We start from the raw sequence: 21,297 nt of genomic DNA on the forward strand, positions 1-21,297 counted from the left end.
GACCTCACCTTTTTTAAAATATTATACTCTTATTCTACACTAAAAACGCTGATATATCAACGTTTATAAAAAATATAAACTTATTTGTTGAAAAAAGTAGACTACGAGTATAAAATAAGTTTTATCGAAAAACACAAGAAAGAATTGAGGGATATAAATGAATAGTGAGCAGACAATGAAGAAGCCCCCTTATGGCATGATTGCTATATTATTTGTGGGTGCTTTTGTTGCTTTTCTTAACAACACATTGTTGAATGTGGCATTACCAACAATCATGAAAGATTTTGGGATCACATATTCAAAAGTACAATGGCTCGCAACAGGTTATATGCTAGTAAGCGGTATTTTAGTTCCTGCTTCAGCATTTTTTGTGACACGCTTTAAAAATAGACATTTATTTATTGCGGCGATGTCCATCTTTACTATTGGTACAATTATGGCAGGCTTCGCTCCTAACTTTGACGTGCTATTAGCAGGTCGTATGGTGCAAGCAGCCGGAGCATCTAGTATGTCACCACTGTTAATGAATGTTATGTTAACTAGCTTCCCGAAAGAGAAGCGTGGGGCAGCAATGGGGATCTTCGGTTTAGTTATGATCATGGCTCCAGCAATTGGACCGACATTATCAGGTTATATTGTTGAGCATCATGATTGGCGTATGCTTTTCCAAATGATTATTCCTTTTGCGATTATTAGTTTATTATTTGGTGTTTGGAAATTAAGAAACGTGATGGAGACACGTGAAGTTCACTTAGATTTCCTATCAGTACTTTTATCAACAGTTGCATTCGGCGGTATTTTATACGGCTTTAGTACAGCAGGAGATAAAGGCTGGTCAAGTCCTTGGGTATATGGCACAATTTCAATTGGCTTTATTGCCTTAATTATTTTCATCATTAAACAATTAAAAATGGATCAACCATTATTGGAATTACGTATTTATAAATATCCAATGTTTGCATTAGGGTCTGTTATCTCTGTTATTGTTTCGATGGCAATGTTCTCAGGGATGATTTTAACACCGGCTTACGTACAATCTATTCGCGGTATTGAACCTTTTGAAGCTGGCTTAATGATGCTTCCAGGAGCGCTTGTAATGGGGATTATGTCACCAATTACTGGTAAGCTTTTCGATAAGTTTGGTCCACGTATATTGGCCATTATCGGATTAACGATTACAACAATCGCAACATTCGGTTTAACAAAATTAGAAATTGATTCAAGCTATACATTTATTGTATCGATGTATACAATTCGTATGTTCGGTATGTCGATGGTAATGATGCCTATTATGACAAACGGTTTAAACCAATTACCACAAATTATGAATCCACATGGTACAGCTATTAACAACACATTACAGCAAGTATCAGGAGCAATTGGTAGTGCGATTTTAGTTACATTCATGAATAATCGTACAAAAGCCAAAGCTGAAGAATTAATTGTCGAGGCGAAAGCAAATGCGGCACAAGCAGGTGCAGCACCCACCGCAGAGCAAATGCAACAAATGCAAGATCAAATTATGCAAACTGCTTTATTAGATGGTATTACACACTCATTCTTAATTGCAGCTGGTATAACAGTGATTGCAGTCGTGCTTGCATTCTTCTTAAAACGCGTAAAGGTTGAAAGCGCAGCAGCTTCAATGGATTTGAAAAAACCAACTAAATAGTGAAGAAACTCTCTATCAAGTAAGCAATTACTTGGTGGGGAGTTTTTTTATGTGAAAAAAAATTTTAAGATTGGAGTAATTTTTTATCATTTTATTTTATATGATAATACTAATTTACAGAAAATTTAGATAGTTATAATTGTGGGGTGTTCATTTGGTAGATGCCTATATAAATGAATTAGTGCGGAAAAAGGAAATTCCAGGTGCAGTATTGATTGTTCAACAACATCATAAAAGAATTTTGTCTCGTAGTTACGGGGCTTTTACAGCGCAGGATGGCAGCAAACAACCCATTTTGAGCCATACATTATTCGATATAGCGTCATTAACAAAAGTAGTGGCAACGCTACCAGCTACTTTACTGCTCTTGAGTCGACAGCAAATGACTGTGGACGATAAAGTTCAAACATATTTACCGAATTTTAAGTATGCCAATATAACCATTCAACATTTATTACAGCATAATTCAGGGCTACCAGCAGACTTAATGCCAGTAGTGAAGAGGCATCATCAACGCGACATCATGACAGAGATATTTTCCAGTAAAGTAGTGTTTCAGCCAGGCAAGCAAGTACTCTACAGTGATTTAGGTATGATTTTATTAGGGAAAGTAATTGAAATAGTATCAGGAAGGTCACTTAGCCAATTCGTTGAACAGGAAATATTGAAGCCTTGGGGGATGAAGCATACTCGCTTTCAATTACCGGACCATCAACAGGCACTAGCGGCATCCACAGAAATGGTGGATGGTAAATTTGTTCAAGGAATTGTCCATGATGAAAAGTCCCTGCTGTTGGGAGGTGTGGCTGGTAGTGCTGGTCTATTTTCATGTGCGGAAGATTTAGCGAAGTATGCAGAAATATGGTTAGGTCTTACACAACAAGATGTTCTTCCATATGAGTGGCTAGAACTTGCTCATACGAAGACATTTCGGAATAGGGGGCTGGGTTTTGAAGTATGGAACGGAGACTGCTCATCATCCTGTTTTGCTAGGAGGTGGAGTAAGGGGTCATTTGGTCATACAGGCTTTACAGGCACAAGTATTTGGATGGACCCTATTGAAAAGGCCTTTGTTATTTTCCTGACGAATGCAGTTCATTATGGAAGGAATACAAATATGAGAAGTATTCGGGAAAAGCTTCATACGTTGATCTGTGAAAAATTACTTATATGAAGGGTGGATTAGTTGATATGAAACAAAAGAGTAAATGGTTATGGCTGTTTCCATTATTATTCGTTGTAGCTTTAGTGGGGTGTACCTCAAAAGAGAAAACAACGGTTTCAACAACACCTGATAAGGAAGAAGGGGAGAAAACGGAAGAGATTTCTCTCACGATAGGAAGTTGGCGTACTGAAGATGTGGCAAAATATGAAAAGGTGATTGCTTTATTTAATGAACAACATCCCGAAATACACATTTCCTTTAATCCAACTAAAAATACAGAGTATAACACTGTTCTCAATACAGCACTACAGGCTAGGGAAGGCCCAGACATTTTCCACTTACGACCTTATGCAGCAGGATTAAAGCTTGCTGAAGCAGGATATGTAGAGAACATAAATGGCTTAAACGGTTTAGCTTCGTTTCCTGAAGAGGCATTACTAGCTTCACGTGATGAAGATGGAAATCAATACGGGGTACCGATCAATTTGAGCTCCACGCAATTTTTCTATAATAAAAAAATCTTCAAGGATAATAACCTTGAAATACCGACTACTTGGGAGGAGTTTATAGCATTAAATGATCAATTGCTTGAAAAGGGCATTACACCGATAGCAATGGGTACTAAGGAAGGGTGGCTATTGTCATTACTGCATGGGATTGTTGGACCAGCGATTTACGAAGGGAATGATTTCTACCAAGCAGTGCTTGCTGGAGAAAAGGATTTTACAGATGCTCAGTTTATAGAATCCATACAAGTAATGAATGACTTGAAGAAGTATTTTCCTGCAAATTCAGAAGGCTTAGGAATGGATGATATTCGTACTTTGTTTGCATTAGAGGACGCTGCTATGTTCCCGCTAGGTAGCTGGGAAATTCCTGTTGTATTAGAAATGAATCCAGATTTAGAGTTAGGGTATTTCCCTATTCCATCTAAAGGGGGTCAGAAAACAGTGACGACTTGGGTGGATGGCTCATTTGCTATTAATGCAAATTCCAAAAATATAGAGGCTGCCAAAGTATTTTTAGAGTTTTTAACAACAAAGGAATTTGGAGAGTTGTTTGTGAAGGAGTTTTCCATGATCAGTGCTATACCTGATATTACCTCTGACGATGCCCTATTAAATGAGATTAGTAAGTCCACTGCAAATGAAGCGACACCATACATGTGGGTGACTAATTTTACAGGTGGGGACCCAACAACAAAAAGTTTACTTGAAAGTGAATTACAAGGTATGTATTTAGGTCAGGTAACGCCTGAAGAGGTCGCTGCAAAAGTACAAGAAAACGCTAAAACTTGGTATACGCCATTTCAAAAATAAATAATGCTCCTACAAGGAATCTTCCTTTTTCAAAAATTTAAAGGGGGCTGTTCATCATGAAAGAACCTACAGCTTCACCGTTATCAAAAAGAAAATCATGGGCAGGGTGGTCTATCCACCTTTTCCCTATCCCTGCAATTATCATTTATGGAATGTTTGTGCTTTATCCAATTCTAGCGGCTCTATCCTATAGTTTTTTTGAATGGAAAGGGATGGCACGGGGGGACTTTATTGGCTTCCAAAACTTTGTGACGCTTTTCACGACAGAACCTTATGGCTCCATGTTTTGGAATGCCTTCAAACATAATGTTCTTTATTTTATTGTGCAAATGGTGGTCATGAATGGTGTAGCTTTCTTTTTAGCATTTATTATCTACCAAAAAATTAAAGGTGCTGAGTTTTTTAAGGCAGCCTTTTTTCTCCCACGAGTTTTATCTGTAATTGTCGTAGGTTTTTTATGGAAGCTTATTTTAAACCCCAATTTCGGAACCTTAAATGTCCTTTTAGAGAAAATAGGTTTAGAGACGTTGCAAAAGGCTTGGCTCGGTGATCCTGGAACAGCTTTGATTGCCATTATTTTAGTCAATTGTTGGTTTGGACTAGGATTTGGCGTCTTAATTTTTTTAGCTGGGTTCCAGGGCATCCCCAATGAATTAATTGAAGCTGCGAGACTAGACGGTGCAAAGGGCTTCACCTTATTACGTACGATTTATTTACCCTTAATGGTGCCATCGATAATGATCATGGGCATTTTAACATTTATTCAATCCTTTGAGGCATTTGAACTTGTTTACGCCATGCAAGGTTCGATGGGAGAGCCTTATTATTCTACAGATACATTAGCCGTCTTTTTCTATCGCTTAGCATTTGGTAGTTCTACAGCTTCTGGTGCGACAGCTATTGGCTTAGGATCTGCGCTAGCGACAGTACTGTTCCTATTTATATTAATTTGTACAACGCTGTTTTTACGCTTGGCCAATAAAAAAGACGTCCAAATGTAAGGGGGAAGTATATGAAGCAAGAAGCCATTTGGGTTCGACCATTCTATTATCTTGTTGTGTTTACAGTGGCGACAATCAGCATATATCCTATATTGTTAATGATCTTGTCCTCCTTTAAGAAAAGTGTGGACATTTATAAGGATCCATTAGGCATTCCATCTAGCTTTAGCTTAGATACTTACCGCACACTATTGTCTAAAATTCCATTCACCACATATTTTATGAATAGTCTATTTGTCAGTGTTGTATCTGTTGTACTGATTGTTGTTGTTTGTTCATTGGCATCCTTTTATATTGCACGCTTTAAATTTTCTTGGAATCATGCCTTATTCTTCATTTTCTTATTAGGCATGATGATCCCAATAAAATTGGGGATTGTCCCTCTTTTCATTTTAATGCGTGATTTAGGACTAATTAATTCTTTATGGTCATTAATTTTAATGAATACAGCGACAGGTATACCTTTATCCATACTCATACTAACAGGCTTTTTTAAAACGATGCCGTCTGAATTGGAAGAGGCTGCCCGTATGGATGGAGCAGGAAATCTAAGGGTCCTTTGGTATGTTGTTTTACCATTAATGCGGCCTGCACTAGGAACAGTCGTGATTATCAATTTTATCGCAGCATGGAATGATTTTTTTTTCCCGCTTATTTTTATTACGGAAAAGATGAAACGGACAATCCCGGTCGGAATGATGTCGCTGTTTGGGGAGCATTCGGCTGATTGGGGCTCATTATTTGCTGGACTGACATTAGCATCATTACCAATGATTCTATTATTCTTTATTGCTTCAAAGCAATTTATGGAGGGGCTGACGGCAGGTGCCATTAAATAATCAATATATTATTGGAGTCGATGGTGGTGGAACGAAAACCCGTGCCATAATCGGTACAAAAGAAGGAAATATTCTCGCCTTTATGGATGGACACGGTACGAATATAAAATCAACTCCAGCCCATGAGGTAAGGCAACATATTCAACATTTACTGGAGAGTCTAGTGCAAAAAATAAGCGCTACAAAATACGATGTTTCAACGATTTTCTTATGCGTGGCAGGAGGGGATCGTCAGGAGGATATAAAACGCTGGAAGGCGTGGATAGCTCCTATGCTCCCTTCCACTTCCTGTAAAGTTACTGTCACCAATGATGCAGTGGCGGCACTTACTAGTGGGACGTTTACGCGGGAAGGGTTAGTAGTTATAGCGGGAACGGGCTCAATTGTTTATGCGGTTCAACAAAATTCTATTAGTCGTATGGGGGGATGGGGTTATCTATTGGGAGATGAGGGAAGTGGCTACTATATTGGCCAAGAGGCATTGCGTGCCATTACTCGTCAATATGATGCTTATGGTTTAAATGAAGATGCCTTTTCTAAAGCCATTTTAGAGCGTCTAGCACTAACAGATCCTACGGAAATTATTACACTAATTTATGAGCATACGCAGCCACGCATATGTATTTCCTCTATTACTAGGACGGTATTACTTTTAGCTACCCAAAATAATGAGATAGCGAAGAGGATTGTTGACCGTGCAGTTACCCATTTAGTTCAACTTCTCCAAATGATGTTTAGAAAAGAACCACAGGTGAAAAAATTCCCTATTGTTACTTGTGGAGGATTATTCGAAAATCAATACTTTGTTCAATGCTTTCAAGCAAAATTGCAACAATCTACTATTGATAATCAAATTATTCAGCCTGAAGTACCACCTGCTATTGGTGCTTTTATAAATGGGCTCTTTAGTGAAGGAATTCCAATGACAAAGGCTTTACAACAAACAGTAAAGGAAACTTGGATGAATATAAAAAAATCGAATGGAGGGATTTGATTTCGATGGAGCGAATGACAAAACTGACGACTGAGGATTATCATCCAGACACAACCAATTTAGATTTAATGTCCATTGCTGAAATTGTAAGGCTAATGCATGAAGAGGATCAAAAAATTCCACAGGCTATTGCCAAAGTATTACCTGAAATAGAACAGGCTATTATGGCTGTTGTACATGCGCTAAAAAATGGCGGTAGATTGTTTTATGTAGGGGCAGGGACAAGTGGGAGAATCGGGCTTTTAGATGCTGTTGAATGTCCACCAACATTTAGTACTTCGCCTAAGCTAGTGCAAGCCATATTAGCGGGTGGGTCAGAGGCAGTAATGATCGCTATAGAAGGGGCAGAAGATGATTTATCTTTAGGTCGGCAAGAATTGGAAAAACAACGCTTAACAAATCTAGATATAGTCATTGGTATTGCGGCAAGTGGTAGAACGCCTTTTGTCAAAGGAGCTTTAAATTATGCTCAGCAAATAGGAGCCAAAACGATTAGCTTGGTCAGCAACGCTCGTTCTACCATTAGCGAAAATGTAGATATAGCTATTGAGGTTATTACTGGTCCAGAAATTCTAACCGGTTCCACTAGACTAAAGGCTGCAACAGCCCATAAACAAATTCTCAATATGATTACGACCTCAACTATGGTCAAGCTTGGTAAAGTCTATAAAAATTTAATGGTGGATGTTCATGCTAGTAATTTTAAATTGCGAGAACGTGCCAAGCAAATTATTTGTGAAGTGACAGGAGTATCGTATTTTCAAGCTGAGCAAGTTTTAGAGCAAACCAATTATCAAGTAAAACTGGCTATTGTCATGTTACTAACAAATACAGTGTTGGAAGAAGCGACCACATTACTCGCCGAATCCGAAGGGCATGTCCGTAGAGCAGTAGAATTACGTAAGCTTTGAAGAAAGAGGTGGATGGAACTGCTCCATTCACTTTTCCGTGAAGGCTACATACTAGAGGTGGGGATGGACGTATGGAAAAAATAAATGCTGGTTTAATTATGTTATCAGAAATGCGTGAGAAGCTGCCCCCTTCCGAAAAAAAGGTGGCGAGCTTTATTTTAGAGAATCCCACTCAGGCGATTAAAATGACCGCTGTAGAGTTGGGAGAGGCAAGTCAGACAAGCAGTGCAGCTGTTATACGATTATGCAAATCTCTGCACGTCAGCGGCGTTCAGGAATTAAAATTGCGTATTGCCGGTGATTTACAGCGTAAGAACACCTTCGACAGAGATATAGAGGCAAATGAGCCGTTACAATCAATTGTAGAGAAGGTAACCTTGCAAAGTAGTGAAATTTTGACACAAACGGCTAATTTAATAGATAAGGCTGAATTAGAACGTGCTGTATCAGCTTTAGCAAAGGCTAGAAGAATTATTTTTTTTGGCGTAGGTGCTTCTGGAATTACTGCAATGGACGCAGATCAAAAGTTTTTAAGGATTAATAAGCATAGTAAAGTATTCATGGATTTACATTTAGGAGCTACAGCGGTCGTCAATTCACAGGAGGGGGATGTGGTAGTTGGGATATCCTTCTCTGGGGAAACGCATGAAGTGGCCAAAATCCTTGAAATAGCGGGCAAAACTCCTGCTACTACCATAAGCTTAACGCGTTACGGTAATTCATTAGTATCGAGTTTAGCCGATATTTGTTTATATGTGTCACCGAATGTCGAAGCGACCTTTAGAAGCGGTGCCACTTCCTCTCGTCTTGCCCAGCTTCTTGTCATTGATATTTTATTTATGGGAGTAGTGACCAGTGCCTATAATCAGACAATTGATTATTTAGATGAGACACGAACGGTAATTCAAGGACTGCATAAAAAAGTTGCTAAAAGAAAAATAAAGTAGCATGAAGACGATTTCTTAGCATCGTCTTCTTTTTTGTTGCTCTGTCACAAATGGAGTGTTGGTACAGCAGGGTTAAAAAACTAAACATGGGAGAAAGATTACTAGCCTCAAGTAATTCAACCACATCGACTGGTAGCACCAAAGGAAAAGCAATAGGTCCAGAAAAGATTTGTAGCAGCTCTTTCTAGTATTCATACAAAAAATAACACGGATATTAGCAAGTAGAGTTGCTAATGACCGTGTTATTTAAAATAGGCTAGACTTCTTTTTTGAATAGTTTTCCTGGCCAAAAGGCGTATTTGCCTAGAACCGTTGTAATGGCTGGTACAAGCAATGGTCGAACAATGAATGTATCCAGAAGGACACCGATTGCAGTGACCACACCGAATTGAACAAGTACTTGAATTGGTAATGTTGCCAGAACAGCGAAAGTCCCTGCTAAAATGAGACCAGCAGATGTTATGACACTTCCCGTTCGGACAACCCCTTCTTCTACAGCTGTTAAATGATCCGTTGTTTTTCGTTTTTTCCAAATCTCTGAAATCATAAAGATATTATAATCTTCGCCGAGCGCTACTAAGAACACGAATGCATACAACGGGATAGCTCCAGAAATGGCTTCTGCTCCCATGATATGATGTAAAATCAGCCAACCTGCCCCTAATGCTCCAAAGTAAGAGATGATCACGGTTGCTAATAAATAAACAGTGGCTGTAATGGAACGTAAATAAACAAATAATAATAATGCAATTAAAGCAATCATAGTTGGCATAATAACCGTTTCATCACGCTTAGTTATTTGTTGGGTATCATACTGACTAGCAGTTTCTCCACCGATCCAAACATGCTTATCAGCATTTTTAAGCCCACTTTGCTCCAGCATTTCGACAACTTCTGCCTTTAACTCAGGAATATGAGCCAATGATTCCTTCGCATAGGGGTTGGCGTTTAAAGATAGCTCGTATAACTGAATAGCGTTATTTTTTTCACCTATTTGCACATCTGCCACGCTATCAATATAAGAAATTGTTGAAAGTTGTTGCTGTAAATTAATTTCATTTCCCTCTGTATCAATCACTAATTGTACAGGTGCTAATTCACCAGGCGAAAAATTCTCTTCTATTAAAGTAAAGCCTTCTCTTGACGGCATGTCTTTTGGGAAGGATGAAAGTAGATCAAACGTATATTGGATACGTGGAACGAATGCCGCTAATCCACCAAGTAAAATAACAGTTACAGCAATAACTATCCATGGCTTATGCGTAACGAAATGTCCGATTTTATGACTAATCTTATGTGACGGCTTATGTTGTTTCTTTCCTTTGCTAAGTGCCATCTCTTCTGTACGTGGAACAAATGGGAAGAAAGCTACACGACCAATGATGACAAGAATAGCAGGAAGGACGACGAGAGCTGCAATCCCCATTACAAGTACACCAAAGCTGAATGGCACGGCAAAGCGTTGGAATGCACCATAATGAGCCAGACTAAGGGTAGCTAGGCCAATGACCACCGTCAGGGCACTCATTAAAATAGCGCCACCTGATTCTTTCACAGCGAGTTTCATTGCGACAGTTTTATCTTCAACATGGAAGAGAACTTCTCGGTATTTAGAAATCAGGAATAAACAATAATCCGTACCTGCGCCAAAAAGCAATACTGTCATAATAGAGACAGCCTGCGAATCTTTATCAATCCATCCTTGATCCGCAAAGAAGCCTAATGTTGGGCTGATCACTCCATAGGCAAGACCTACAACTAGTAAAGGAATAATAGCCAGTAATGGCGAACGATATATGATAATAAGTAGTACTAAAACAAGCAATACGGTTGCAATCAATAGCTTCACATCTGCCTGGGAGAATAAACTAACAGCATCAGTAGCGATTCCAACTGGCCCTGAATAGCGTACATGAAGCATGTCATTTGAAAGTTTCTTATCTAATTGAACTTCGTTACTCTCCATTATTTTTGTAAGTTTATCTAAACTATCTTGTAGGGCATCTGTAGCGACACCTTTTTCAAAAAACACAGGTGTAACAATGGTTGTGCCATTTTCTGAAGCGGAGGCTGATAGAGCCTGAGGTGGCATTTTATCAAATGGTGGAACCATTGTTTGATGAGCTAATGGTTTAGCTTGAAGCTCACTGTATATACTTTGTATAGCTGAATAGTCCTCAGTCGTTAAACCGCTGTCTCGATACCAAACTAATAATAATGGTGTACCAGCATCATTAGGGAATTGTTCGGCAATCATTGCCGCGGCCTGTTCAGACATTTCCGTGTCAGGTAGGTTTTTGCCTGACTCACTTTCGATGCTATTAATTTGTGGCCAAGCAAACGACAATACAATGACAAATAACACCCAAAAGGCTAGTGCTAATAAGCGCCCCTTTTTACTTGCAACCATTGAGCCCCATTGCTCAAGTGGATGTTTTTTCATGAGAAGACCTCCATTTCATGTAAGTGATTTAATTATATATACTAGAAGGTTAATTAATCAATCTAGAAATACTGATATGTTATAATATGAGTAAAAAGACTGCTTATTTATAAAGGAGGTGAACTTGTTGAAACAGTCACCGCGTGTGCTTGGAAGACCTCGCCATGATGAAAATGCGAAACCGACAAAAGATCTAGTCCTTGACACGGCTACAAAACTTTTTATTAAAGAAGGCTACAAAAATATTTCAATGGATGATGTAGCAAAAGCTTGTAACATAACAAAGGCGACTATCTATTACTACTACCCAACTAAAGGCGAATTGTATACATCGGCACTCATTGCAATGATGGATCGCATCAGGCTATCCATTCTACAAATCTTGGAGCAACAAAAACCATTTAAAGAACGCCTTGAACAACTCGTTGAAGTTCATTTATCAGCAACTATTGATATTGATATGAATAATTTTATGCGGGAGGCCTCCATCAATTTATCGGAATCTCAGTTGAGACAAGTACAAGCATCCGAAAATGAAATGTATCAAACAATTGAGCGGGCTATGCAAAAGGAGATGGAGAAGGGCACGATTCGAAAAGGTAATGCCAAGTTTTTTGCTCATAGCTTTATGGCATTGATGACAGTAGGATATTTTAAAGATGGCGATGGAAAAACTTTGTTAGGTTCAGTAGATGTAACAGCAAAAGAAGTAACAAATTTCTTTTGGCTATCTGTTCAAAATAAATAAAGCTTTGAAAGGAGTTATCTCATTAGATTAGAGATAACTCCTTTCATTGTTATATTTCAAAAAAGGGTTCTAAAAATGACAAGAAAGTGAATAATCATAAAAAAATTGATGGATTAGAAAATTTATGATAGTAAGGCAGTTAATAGTTGATAAAATCAATGAATTTTGAAAAGATTGTCGAAATTGTGATTTAGCGCATTGAAATAATGTACAAACAGTCTTATAATGAAGGTTGTAATGTCACCAAGACAAGATAAGGATGGTATTATGATGCGCTTTTTGCGACTTAAAGTTAACATTGTAATAACAAGTCATACGAATCGCTATCCAGCCCTTGTGACTGGTGATTGTGTAGGATATACGCTGTAACGACTGTTAAGTTTTACCTTAATGGTCTTTTTTACATGTAAGCAATAAAAAATAGTACTAGTGATGGCAAAGGAGAGTTCAAAATGTCAGAAACGAATAACCAAACACAGGCTGAACAAGTAACTGTGAGTAAAGAGCAATTAGATGTACTAGATCAATTACTAAAACCTGAAGTTCAAGAATCACTTACAACTTTAGTTGAGCAATTACCAAAGTTAACTGAAATGATGACTTTATTAACGAAATCATACGAGTTTGCTCAAGCTGTTGCAACAGATGAAGTGCTTAAAAATGATACTGTTGGTGCAGTAACAGAAATCGCTGGACCTGTAGTAGGCTCTGCGAAAAACCTAGCAGCAACTGCAATTGAAGCAAAAGACCGAGCATCTGAAAGCCACGAAGTAATTGGTTTATTCGGTCTTGTGAAAATGTTAAAAGACCCTCAAGTTCAAAATGTTTTCCGTTTTGTTAATGCTTTCTTACAAGTAAGCTCAGAACGCAAAGCTAAATAAGACTTAAGGTAAATTCAATTCGTAAGGACGGAGGATTAATTAATCATGTCAAAAGAAATCGTCATCTTAGGTGCGGGTTACGCTGGCGTTTTAACTGCATTAACTGCACGTAAGTATCTATCAGCTGATGAAGCTAAAATTACTGTAGTAAACCAATTCCCAACACACCAAATTATCACTGAACTTCACCGTTTAGCAGGTGGTACAATTGCAGAAGGTGCTGTTGCATTACCACTTAAAAAAATCTTTAAAGGTTTAGACATCGATCTACACATTGCAAAAGTAACGAAATTCAATGTAGATAATAAAAAAGTAGATTTAGATAATGGCTATACATTAACGTACGATACGCTTGTAGTATCTTTAGGAAGCCAAACTGGTTTCTTTGGTATCCCTGGATTAGAAGAAAACTCAATGGTTCTTAAATCAGTAAATGATGCCAATAAAATTAACAAACATATCGAAGATCGCATCAAAGCATATGCACAATCTAAAGATGAAGCAGATGCAACAATCGTTATCGGTGGTGGCGGTTTAACAGGTGTTGAGCTTGTTGGTGAAATCGTGGACAACTTCCCGAAAATCGCTGCAAAACACGGTGTTAACTTTGCGGATCTTAAAATTAAACTTGTTGAAGCTGGTCCAAAAATCTTACCAGTACTTCCGGATACACTTATCCAACGCGCTACTGAAAGCTTAACAAAACGCGGTGTAGAATTTATTACTGGAACACCTGTAACTGGTGTTGACGGCAACGTTATTTCTCTAAAAGACCGTGAACCAATTATTGCAAACACACTTGTCTGGACAGGTGGGGTAGCACCACTTCCACTAGTAGGTGAATCAGGCCTTGCAGCTGATCGCGGTAAAGCAACAATTAATGAATTCCTACAATCTACATCACACGAAGATGTATTTGTTATTGGTGACGCATCTGTAGCATTACCAGCTGATGGTGGTCGTCCACTTTACGCACCAACTGCGCAAGTTGCGTGGCAAATGGGTGAGCTTGCTGGTTATAATGTCTTTGCACAATATAAAAACCAAGAGATGAAATCATTCTCTGCAGTGAACTCTGGTACACTTGCAAGCCTTGGCCGTAAAGATGCGGTTGCTACAATTGGTGCAAGCAATACAGAACTTAAAGGTCTTCCTGCAACATTAATGAAAGAAGCTTCAAATATTCGTTATCTAACACATATTAAAGCTCTATTCGGTTTAGCTTACTAAAAATTAGTATCCCACTTCCATTAGGAGGTGGGATTTTATTATGGAAAGTTTGCTGTTACGATATTTGTTTATTAATTACTTCAAAGAGAGTAAAATTAATACAAATCTAGTTACTGGAGTGATGACATGTGTTAACGATATTTCAATCAAAAAGAGAAGATATAGAGCAATTTAAGGATAAAATTGATGAGTTGAATGCAAAGCTAGATAAGAAGGATCACGAATTTCAAATTTTTCTCAATGAATTACATAAGGAATTAATTTCGACGATTGGACAGCACGATATAGTTAATCACCAACATGTCATTTTGGGTGAAATGGTTACTACTATTTTGAACGAGTTTAATCGTGTAGAAAACAGCACCATTGAATCCAATACCATATCTGGCCATGCCCTAGAAAAAGGAAACTCTTTAATTCTTTCATCAGATGAAATGGTTTCTTTATCGATTGATAGTAAACAAGCTGTAAAAGAAGTGCAGCATGTTATTGATGAGCTTGGTGAGCAATCAAGAAAAACAACAAATAGTATGAACCATTTAAGTGAACGTTCAAAGCAAATAACAGATATCGTCAAAGTCATCAGTGAGATTTCGAATCAAACTAATTTACTGGCATTGAATGCATCTATTGAAGCAGCGAGAGCAGGGGAGCATGGCAAAGGGTTTTCAGTCGTTGCAGAGGAAGTACGAAAGCTTGCTGAAAATACCAAATCCAGTACAGAGGATATTGTAAATCTTACGAAAAAAATTGAGGATCAAATATCTGAGGCATATGAGGATAATAAAAATAATATGCAATTGGTGACAGAGGGACTTCAGAAGAGCACGGATACTTCTGAGCAAATTAACGCATTACTCCAAATCATTATGAATGTCCAAGGTGAAGTGAAGGAATTACTTCATTATATAGATAGCCAAAAAATTTCGACTGAAGATGTTATGAGTAAATTTAAAACAACGACAGTACTTTTTGATGAAACAAATAAAGTTTTAACGGATCATATTGATGAATCAGATATTGTCACAAAAAAATTACTAGAAGCAGTTGAAAAGGTGAAGGGTTTCCCTCATTCAATTTAACAATAGTTATACTTGATACATAAAAAAGGCACCGTTCTAAAAATGAGTAGAATGGTGCTTTTTCGATATTAAAGTTTGGATTTAAATATTTCTTTTGTAGCCTTCTGTATTAGCTTTGGTAGCACGCCGAAGGAATAAGGTTTGTAAACTCTCTCAGTCCATTTGTGTCCATCTTTTCCATATACACCCATAGTAACAGAAGGGATATTCAGCGCCTTTATTTTTTCAAATGGTAGGGGATAGAGTGTATCCCATTTTGGGAAGTTATTGAGCAACTCTTGGAGTTCCTCCTGTGTAGCATGAATAGATAAGAAGCTTCCATCCGCTAAGTAAGGGAAAAAGCGCTTAACTTGAAATACTTCGCCTGTTTCATTCGCTACCTCATCAACGACTTGTGAAATGGTCTGCTTTAATAACTGATCTCTTACCACATTTTCCTTTAAATAATTATGGGGTAGGAATGGTGGTGCAAAGAATAGCACAACTCGAGGCTTATGCTCGGGATCTGCCTTTTGCAGGGCATCAACGATTGCAAACGACTGTTGGCGTAATTCCTTGCCTGCATTTCTTCTCAAGACATCAGCAATAATAGGCTCGGTTTGAATACCCTTTCCGTTTAAATAAACAATAAGCTCATCATAAGTAACAACTTCAATATGCCATGATAATGAGCGCTTAGGTACGTTGGAGCGTTCTATATATTTCTCATACTGAAGCTGTAAATATTGTTCTGCCTCAAGACATGCCTGTTGTGCGACAGACTTAAGTTTCTTAACAACTTGATCTGGTGACTCTTCATATAAAAAATAGTTAAAATAAATCTGGCTAGTAGATGCTGTTTGAACCGTATAGGATTCTTTGGTGTCACGTTGGTATAAGCATGTAGGTGGAAGGATGGTTTCTCCTACAATTGCCTCCGTTAATGCTAAATTATTATGAATACGCTCCGTTATTTTAGCTGACACATAATTAGGATCAATGCCACTTAATGTATCTCCCACATGTACTTCCCGTCCATAAATGTGGAAGGAGGGTAGTAACTTTCCGGCAACACCAGTATAAATATAACGGTGAGGATCTTCACCATATAAAGGAGTTGTAAAGTCAGTATTAATCGCCATTAGAAAATCTAGCGCTTGTTCCATTTTTAAACGATTAAGCTCATCTAATGCATCAATAATTCCATTATGCTCTGCTTCTTCGCCACCGTTTAAAATAAGTAATATATTTCCTTCTAATTCATGAAGATGATTGGTGAAATATTGAATATTGGCAATATGGACTGCAGCTCCGCTTTTCATATCTACAGCTCCACGCCCAAACATCCAGTCACCACTTTGAGCATCCTTCTGTACATCCGTATTTCCTTCATAGGTTTTAAAGAAATCCTCAAGCTTGGTAGGGGAAAAAGCAAACTCTTTTAAATGACCATAATCTTCTATATCCACTGTATCTAAATGAGCGTGATAAATAATTGTCTTTTTTGTTTCATTAGGACTTTTTACGAAGGCAAAAAGATTTTTTCGACCAATGGGGTCCTGTTTTACGTTTAAAGTCCAAAGAAATGCAGGGTTTTCTTGATAGTAAGGGAATTCCTTCATTTTCTCATAGATATACTCGATAATTTTCCCTTCACCTTGAGTACCATTAATACTATTAATAGTTACTAACTCATTTGTAAGCTCTTCAATTTGCTTTGCGATGGGTAACTGTCTTAGTTGTGAATACATGTATATTGCTCCTTTTTTGTTCGAATAGATATCATTCAAAATAGCAACTATATTTACTTAATTGTTTCGTTATGTGAAAATAAATCCGTATAGTGGAATATAATTCATCATATAAGAAAAAATCGTAAACGTCAATTTTCATTTTTATAAAATTCTGTTTCTTTTTATTAATTTATTCGGTTGCAAGTCTATATAAATGAGTAAAAATTCGTTAAAATGAATAAAAGGAGGATGAGCAATGATTCAATCCATTGAAAGAGCAATGATGATTATTCATGTACTAGCCAAGAATCCTAAACGATTCTTTTCTGTTCAAGATATATATAATGAAACAGACTTACCTAGCAGTACAATTTATCGTTTATTGTATACATTAGAAAACTTTGATTTAGTAGAAAGAAATGAGGAAAAAAAGGAGTTTCGTTTAGGGTATACATGGTTACAGCTCGGCATGAAAATGTACCACCATACAAACATCCGAGAAAAAGCCCATCCTTTATTAGAAGAGCTTGCCATTAATGTGCGAGAAACAGCGTATTTAAATATTCCAAAACTAAATAATTCTATTATTATTGATCGTGTAGATAGCCCAAAAAATGTACGTATCATTGATATGATAGGTGAAAAAATTCCCTATCCGATTGGAGCAGCGAATAAAGTATTACTTGCATTCTCAGAGAAGGAAATGCATGCAGGCTTTCTAAAAAATATAAATGATCTTGAAAGAATAGAGTTAATGGAACAATTAAATATCATCAAAGATAAGGGATACTCTATTAGCTATGGAGAAAAAACAAAGGGAACAGTATCGGTGGCTGCACCTGTTTTTGATTTAAATAAAGAACCAATTGCAGCAATTAGTGCAGAGTGCTTTGAGTATGATACGGATACTGAAAAATTAGAAAGTATTGCAAAGGAAGTCACAAGAGCTGCTCACCTTCTTTCACAAGAGCTGGGTCATATGTAAATAGGTCTTTTCCACATAAGGAAAAGACCTATTTTTTTGTTTACCTAGGAGAAGTACTTTGGTACAAAATCGCTTTAGAAGGGCGTATCGCTAAAATAAATAAAATGATAGCTACCGTCACCATGACAAATGAGGCACTTACTATAACAAATCGAATAGAAATAAATGCAGCAGTCATTCCAAATGCAGCAGTCAGAATTATGATGAAAAGGGCTTCAAAAAAACCATAAATACTCCCTATGCGTCCCATGCTTTCAGCAGGGATATTATTTTGATAAAAAGTATAAAAACCTGTATTCGCAAAAGCTGTTGCGAATGATAAGAGGAAGCAACCTAAAGCTGCCATAAAAAAAGTATTGGAAGAAGTAAATAGTAAATAACCGAAGGCCGTCGTTATAGACCCCATGCCGATTAACCAAGCAGTAGAGGTTTTTTCAACAAAGGCTGAATTGGTTAGAGAGCCAATTAGTACACCGACACCTGCAATACTGACTAAAACCCCATATTCCCCCTCCGATAAAGCAAGCACTTGAGTGGCAAAAGCAGCCTCTAAAGAATCAGTCGCTGTCATCAATACAATGGTAGTACTAAACAACAAATAGACTGCCATCACATAGGCATTTTTTAAGCTAAAGTGGATGACCATTTTCCAATCATGGAGCCATATTTTATAAAGTGTTGCATTTTCTGTACGATGAGCAAAGCCTAATTGTTCATGTCCTTCAACGTCCGGCATCTTTATAGTTATGCAGGCAGAAAAAAATAAAGCAATAGCATTTAAGTATATAGCCATATTCGGTGTACCGAGCGTAAATAGAAAGCCTGCAATAGCTGGACCTGTTAGGAAGGCCCCAGAATCAAGCAGACTACGTAACGAGTTAAAGCGTTTCCTTTGCTCTATCGGTATCAATTTAGTGATATAAGTCATAGAGGTAGGATGATACATAGAACTAGTAGCTGTAATGAAAAAGACTAAAACATAAATCCATCCTAAGCTGGATAAGCTGGGAAGTGCGACAATCAGTATGGACCGGCAAAGATTTAATAGGATCATCAGGTGTTTTTTATTAAAGCGGTCTATTAAACTACCAGACCAAAAATTAATAAACAATGCGGAGAGGGCCCTGACAATATACAAGCCCGAAACAGCAAGTGCGGATCCTGTCAGATTGAGTACAGTAAGGTTCAAAGCAATAAAATAAATCCATTCACCGATACTAGAAATACCAATACTACTTAAAAGGATCATTGGATAGCGCCACGATTTTAAAGATTTTTTCATATAAATTCCTCCTTTAGCAAAAGTGCTCTTGCAAAATAAAAAATCCCACCCCCAAGACAGTAGTCTTAGGGACGAGACGGAAGAATTTATGCTCACGTGGTGCCACCCTAGTTCACTATTATGTTGCCATAATAGCCTTTTCAGTACGGCATGAATGAATGCTTATACTGTAACTCTATAACGGGAGTTCCCGTCGCACCATCATTCTAATAGAAATCCAATGCGCTACTCTGAGGCTTGTTTCAATAATTCGTTCTTGCTCGTTTTCAGCAACCGGAGCTCTCTGGGAAGAACAGCCTTATTTACTCTTCTCTTCACTGTATTTTGGATAGTGTAGCATATATAGATAATTTTGGTAAAGCGCTACATTGAAATAGATGGTTCATTTTTTTGAATGTAAGCTTTTAGTTGTATGAAAAGCGACTCGCAAAACTGGATGGACTGAATTATATTGGAAGCATCCTCAAGGGAATGATTAAGACCATCAAAAACAGCAAGATCGAGAGTAGTAAGTTGAGCTATTTTTTCCTGTGAAAAATGTGGATCAGCTGTGCCAATCGCCAAAAATGCTTGTTTATTTAATAGATTAGCCATTGTATGATCTAGCGACAATAGTGGTGTTAAGAGTATATATCGAGTAGGTATTAAAGACGACTGTTGCATATAAAAGTCTATTATAGGTAAGGTTCCTAATGATTTACCTATATAAACTGCATTTGTATAAGGTTTTGTTCTTAAGCAGTGTTCTACAATAGGATTGACAATGCTATAGACCATATTTGAAATAGCCTGTGGTTCCTGTTCGAACAGTTGTTGTTCAAACGAATAATTGATTTGGATAACATCATATCCAAGCTCTAACAGTAGTAATCGTGAATAATAAAGAACAGGTTTTTCGTAGCTATAGCCTGTACCAGATAACATAAAGCATATGCTATTGCTGTTTTGATCAAAAAAATCATAAGGTATTCCATTACAGTTCTCTTGCTTAGCTTTAATTTTCATAAAGATATATCCATTCTTTGGAAATTTAGTTTATAATTCGACTATAACAAGGAGGGAGAGAAAAATGAAGGCTATAGTAATAAATGAATTTGGTACGTCTGATGTATTAACATATACGGAATATCCAAAGCCTACAATCTCTACAGGAGAAATCCTAATACGTACAATCTATACGAGTGTGAACTATGCAGATATTAAAAACCGTACAGGTAATAAGGCTAAAGGGAATTTTCCAATGATTCTTGGATTAGATGTTGCTGGTATTGTAGAAGAGGTTTTTAATGAAAACAGCAATTTTCAGAAGGGGGACCAGGTCATTGCATTTCCTACAAATGGTGCTTATGCAGAGTATGTCGTAGCAAAGGAACAATTAGTTTTTAAAGTCCCCTATGATGTACCGTTAGAGAAGGTAGCAGCTGTGCCAACTGTATCATTTTTATCGTACATCTTAACACATCAGATAGCACCTATTAGTCAAAATGATTCGGTATTAATTCATGCTGCATCTGGTGGGGTAGGAACAATGCTTATTCAAATGGCCAAAAAGCTAGGCGCTAAACAAATTATTGGTACTGTAAGTACTTTGGAGAAGGCATCGATAGCTTATCAGCTTGGGGCAGATCATGTTCTTACATACGATCAATTTAGTGAGCATGTACGAGGCTTTACTGGAGGTCTTGGTGTAAATATTATCTTTGATTCCATTGCGGGAGCTATAACGGAGGAAAGCTTAACTTGCTTAGCACCGTATGGCACACTTGTACAATTCGGCAATAGTGGTGGCAAGGCAGGAACTATTAAAACATCGGATTTACATAGTAGCTGTCGTAATGTAAAAGGATTTAGTCTTGGTACGACTAGGGACTTAAGACCGGAAATGTTACAACAGGTCGCTCAACATATTTTTTCTTTATTAAAAGAGGATAGTTTTCAAGTGCCCATTGCTAAAATATTTTCATTAGAGGATATGCAAAAGGCTCATGAACTGATGGAAAGTCGTCAGCATCAGGGGAAAATAGTAATTAAAATATAGAAACAAGGGGAGAGTGACGCTCATATAAGGAAGAGCGCCATCTCTCTA

General features: G+C 37.5%; 19 protein-coding genes and 1 other annotated feature. Of the genes, 15 read left to right on the top strand and 4 right to left on the bottom strand.

The features are described from left to right. Window positions 1-157: 157 nt before the first annotated feature. From KVT27_RS18205 to KVT27_RS18240, 8 genes are all read left to right on the top strand, one after another. Window positions 158-1,672: a DHA2 family efflux MFS transporter permease subunit gene (locus tag KVT27_RS18205; protein ID WP_036122415.1), complete on the top strand. Its 1,515-nt coding sequence runs from the start codon at window positions 158-160 to the stop codon at window positions 1,670-1,672. Window positions 1,673-1,826: 154 nt separating this feature from the next. Continuing rightward, window positions 1,827-2,846 carry a serine hydrolase domain-containing protein gene (locus KVT27_RS18210; protein ID WP_217581726.1) on the top strand — a complete coding sequence of 340 codons (1,020 nt, stop codon included), beginning with the start codon at window positions 1,827-1,829 and terminating at the stop codon, window positions 2,844-2,846. Further along, window positions 2,843-4,156: an ABC transporter substrate-binding protein gene (locus KVT27_RS18215; RefSeq protein WP_217581727.1), complete on the top strand. Its 1,314-nt coding sequence runs from the start codon at window positions 2,843-2,845 to the stop codon at window positions 4,154-4,156. Before KVT27_RS18210 ends, KVT27_RS18215 begins: the two co-directional genes overlap by 4 nt. Before the next feature lie 56 nt (window positions 4,157-4,212). Continuing rightward, window positions 4,213-5,157: a carbohydrate ABC transporter permease gene (locus KVT27_RS18220; protein ID WP_191967804.1), complete on the top strand. Its 945-nt coding sequence runs from the start codon at window positions 4,213-4,215 to the stop codon at window positions 5,155-5,157. 11 nt (window positions 5,158-5,168) lie between these two features. Next, window positions 5,169-5,996: a carbohydrate ABC transporter permease gene (locus KVT27_RS18225; protein ID WP_036127525.1), complete on the top strand. Its 828-nt coding sequence runs from the start codon at window positions 5,169-5,171 to the stop codon at window positions 5,994-5,996. Continuing rightward, a complete protein-coding gene (locus KVT27_RS18230; protein WP_036122421.1) occupies window positions 5,983-6,990 on the top strand; it encodes an N-acetylglucosamine kinase in 1,008 nt (335 codons plus the stop codon). Before KVT27_RS18225 ends, KVT27_RS18230 begins: the two co-directional genes overlap by 14 nt. Window positions 6,991-6,995: 5 nt before the next feature. Then, on the top strand, window positions 6,996-7,901 hold the full coding sequence (gene murQ / locus KVT27_RS18235; RefSeq protein ID WP_036145362.1) for an N-acetylmuramic acid 6-phosphate etherase: 906 nt from the start codon (window positions 6,996-6,998) through the stop codon (window positions 7,899-7,901). A 71-nt stretch (window positions 7,902-7,972) separates the two neighbouring features. Further along, entirely contained in the window at window positions 7,973-8,848 is an 876-nt protein-coding gene (locus tag KVT27_RS18240; RefSeq protein ID WP_036145363.1) for a MurR/RpiR family transcriptional regulator, read from the top strand. Window positions 8,849-9,104: 256 nt separating this feature from the next. Here KVT27_RS18240 and KVT27_RS18245 read toward each other — a convergent pair whose 3' ends face one another. Then, window positions 9,105-11,291: an MMPL family transporter gene (locus tag KVT27_RS18245; protein ID WP_217581728.1), complete on the bottom strand. Its 2,187-nt coding sequence runs from the start codon at window positions 11,289-11,291 to the stop codon at window positions 9,105-9,107. A gap of 118 nt (window positions 11,292-11,409) precedes the next feature. On the opposite strand from KVT27_RS18245, the gene KVT27_RS18250 reads away from it, so the two are divergent. The 5 genes from KVT27_RS18250 to KVT27_RS26750 all read left to right on the top strand — a co-directional run bounded on the left by KVT27_RS18250 (window position 11,410) and on the right by KVT27_RS26750 (window position 15,232). Further along, complete coding sequence (locus KVT27_RS18250; RefSeq protein WP_244294762.1) at window positions 11,410-12,039, top strand: TetR/AcrR family transcriptional regulator; 630 nt, start codon at window positions 11,410-11,412, stop codon at window positions 12,037-12,039. A 237-nt stretch (window positions 12,040-12,276) separates the two neighbouring features. Further along, window positions 12,277-12,408, top strand: coding sequence for a hypothetical protein (locus KVT27_RS27095; RefSeq protein WP_255319038.1), 132 nt, complete (start codon window positions 12,277-12,279; stop codon window positions 12,406-12,408). A gap of 83 nt (window positions 12,409-12,491) precedes the next feature. Then, on the top strand, window positions 12,492-12,920 hold the full coding sequence (locus KVT27_RS18255; RefSeq protein ID WP_004227758.1) for a helical membrane plugin domain-containing protein: 429 nt from the start codon (window positions 12,492-12,494) through the stop codon (window positions 12,918-12,920). Window positions 12,921-12,965: 45 nt separating this feature from the next. Further along, window positions 12,966-14,150: an NAD(P)/FAD-dependent oxidoreductase gene (locus KVT27_RS18260; protein WP_036122428.1), complete on the top strand. Its 1,185-nt coding sequence runs from the start codon at window positions 12,966-12,968 to the stop codon at window positions 14,148-14,150. Window positions 14,151-14,278: 128 nt separating this feature from the next. Beyond that, on the top strand, window positions 14,279-15,232 hold the full coding sequence (locus KVT27_RS26750; RefSeq protein WP_036145369.1) for a methyl-accepting chemotaxis protein: 954 nt from the start codon (window positions 14,279-14,281) through the stop codon (window positions 15,230-15,232). Between the two features lie 68 nt (window positions 15,233-15,300). Here the strand turns inward: KVT27_RS26750 and KVT27_RS18270 are convergent, their stop codons facing one another. Further along, window positions 15,301-16,962, bottom strand: coding sequence for a M20/M25/M40 family metallo-hydrolase (locus KVT27_RS18270; protein WP_150908310.1), 1,662 nt, complete (start codon window positions 16,960-16,962; stop codon window positions 15,301-15,303). Between the two features lie 238 nt (window positions 16,963-17,200). Between KVT27_RS18270 and KVT27_RS18275 the strand changes: the two genes are divergently transcribed. Further along, window positions 17,201-17,929 (top strand): IclR family transcriptional regulator, encoded by a 729-nt coding sequence (locus KVT27_RS18275; protein ID WP_036122436.1) that lies wholly within the window; start codon window positions 17,201-17,203, stop codon window positions 17,927-17,929. Between the two features lie 40 nt (window positions 17,930-17,969). On the opposite strand, the gene KVT27_RS18280 is transcribed toward KVT27_RS18275, so the two are convergent. Then, window positions 17,970-19,211: an MFS transporter gene (locus KVT27_RS18280; protein WP_217581729.1), complete on the bottom strand. Its 1,242-nt coding sequence runs from the start codon at window positions 19,209-19,211 to the stop codon at window positions 17,970-17,972. Between the two features lie 64 nt (window positions 19,212-19,275). Next, window positions 19,276-19,538, bottom strand: a binding site (T-box leader). A gap of 36 nt (window positions 19,539-19,574) precedes the next feature. Then, the gene (locus KVT27_RS18285) at window positions 19,575-20,216 is read right to left on the bottom strand and encodes a hypothetical protein (protein WP_217581730.1); all 642 of its coding nucleotides are present in this window, start codon (window positions 20,214-20,216) and stop codon (window positions 19,575-19,577) included. Window positions 20,217-20,280: 64 nt separating this feature from the next. On the opposite strand from KVT27_RS18285, the gene KVT27_RS18290 reads away from it, so the two are divergent. Beyond that, window positions 20,281-21,249 (top strand): quinone oxidoreductase family protein, encoded by a 969-nt coding sequence (locus tag KVT27_RS18290; RefSeq protein WP_036122442.1) that lies wholly within the window; start codon window positions 20,281-20,283, stop codon window positions 21,247-21,249. Window positions 21,250-21,297: the final 48 nt, after the last annotated feature.

This window comes from Lysinibacillus sp. GbtcB16 (genome assembly GCF_019091145.1).
Classification (GTDB): Bacteria; Bacillota; Bacilli; order Bacillales_A; family Planococcaceae; genus Lysinibacillus; species Lysinibacillus fusiformis.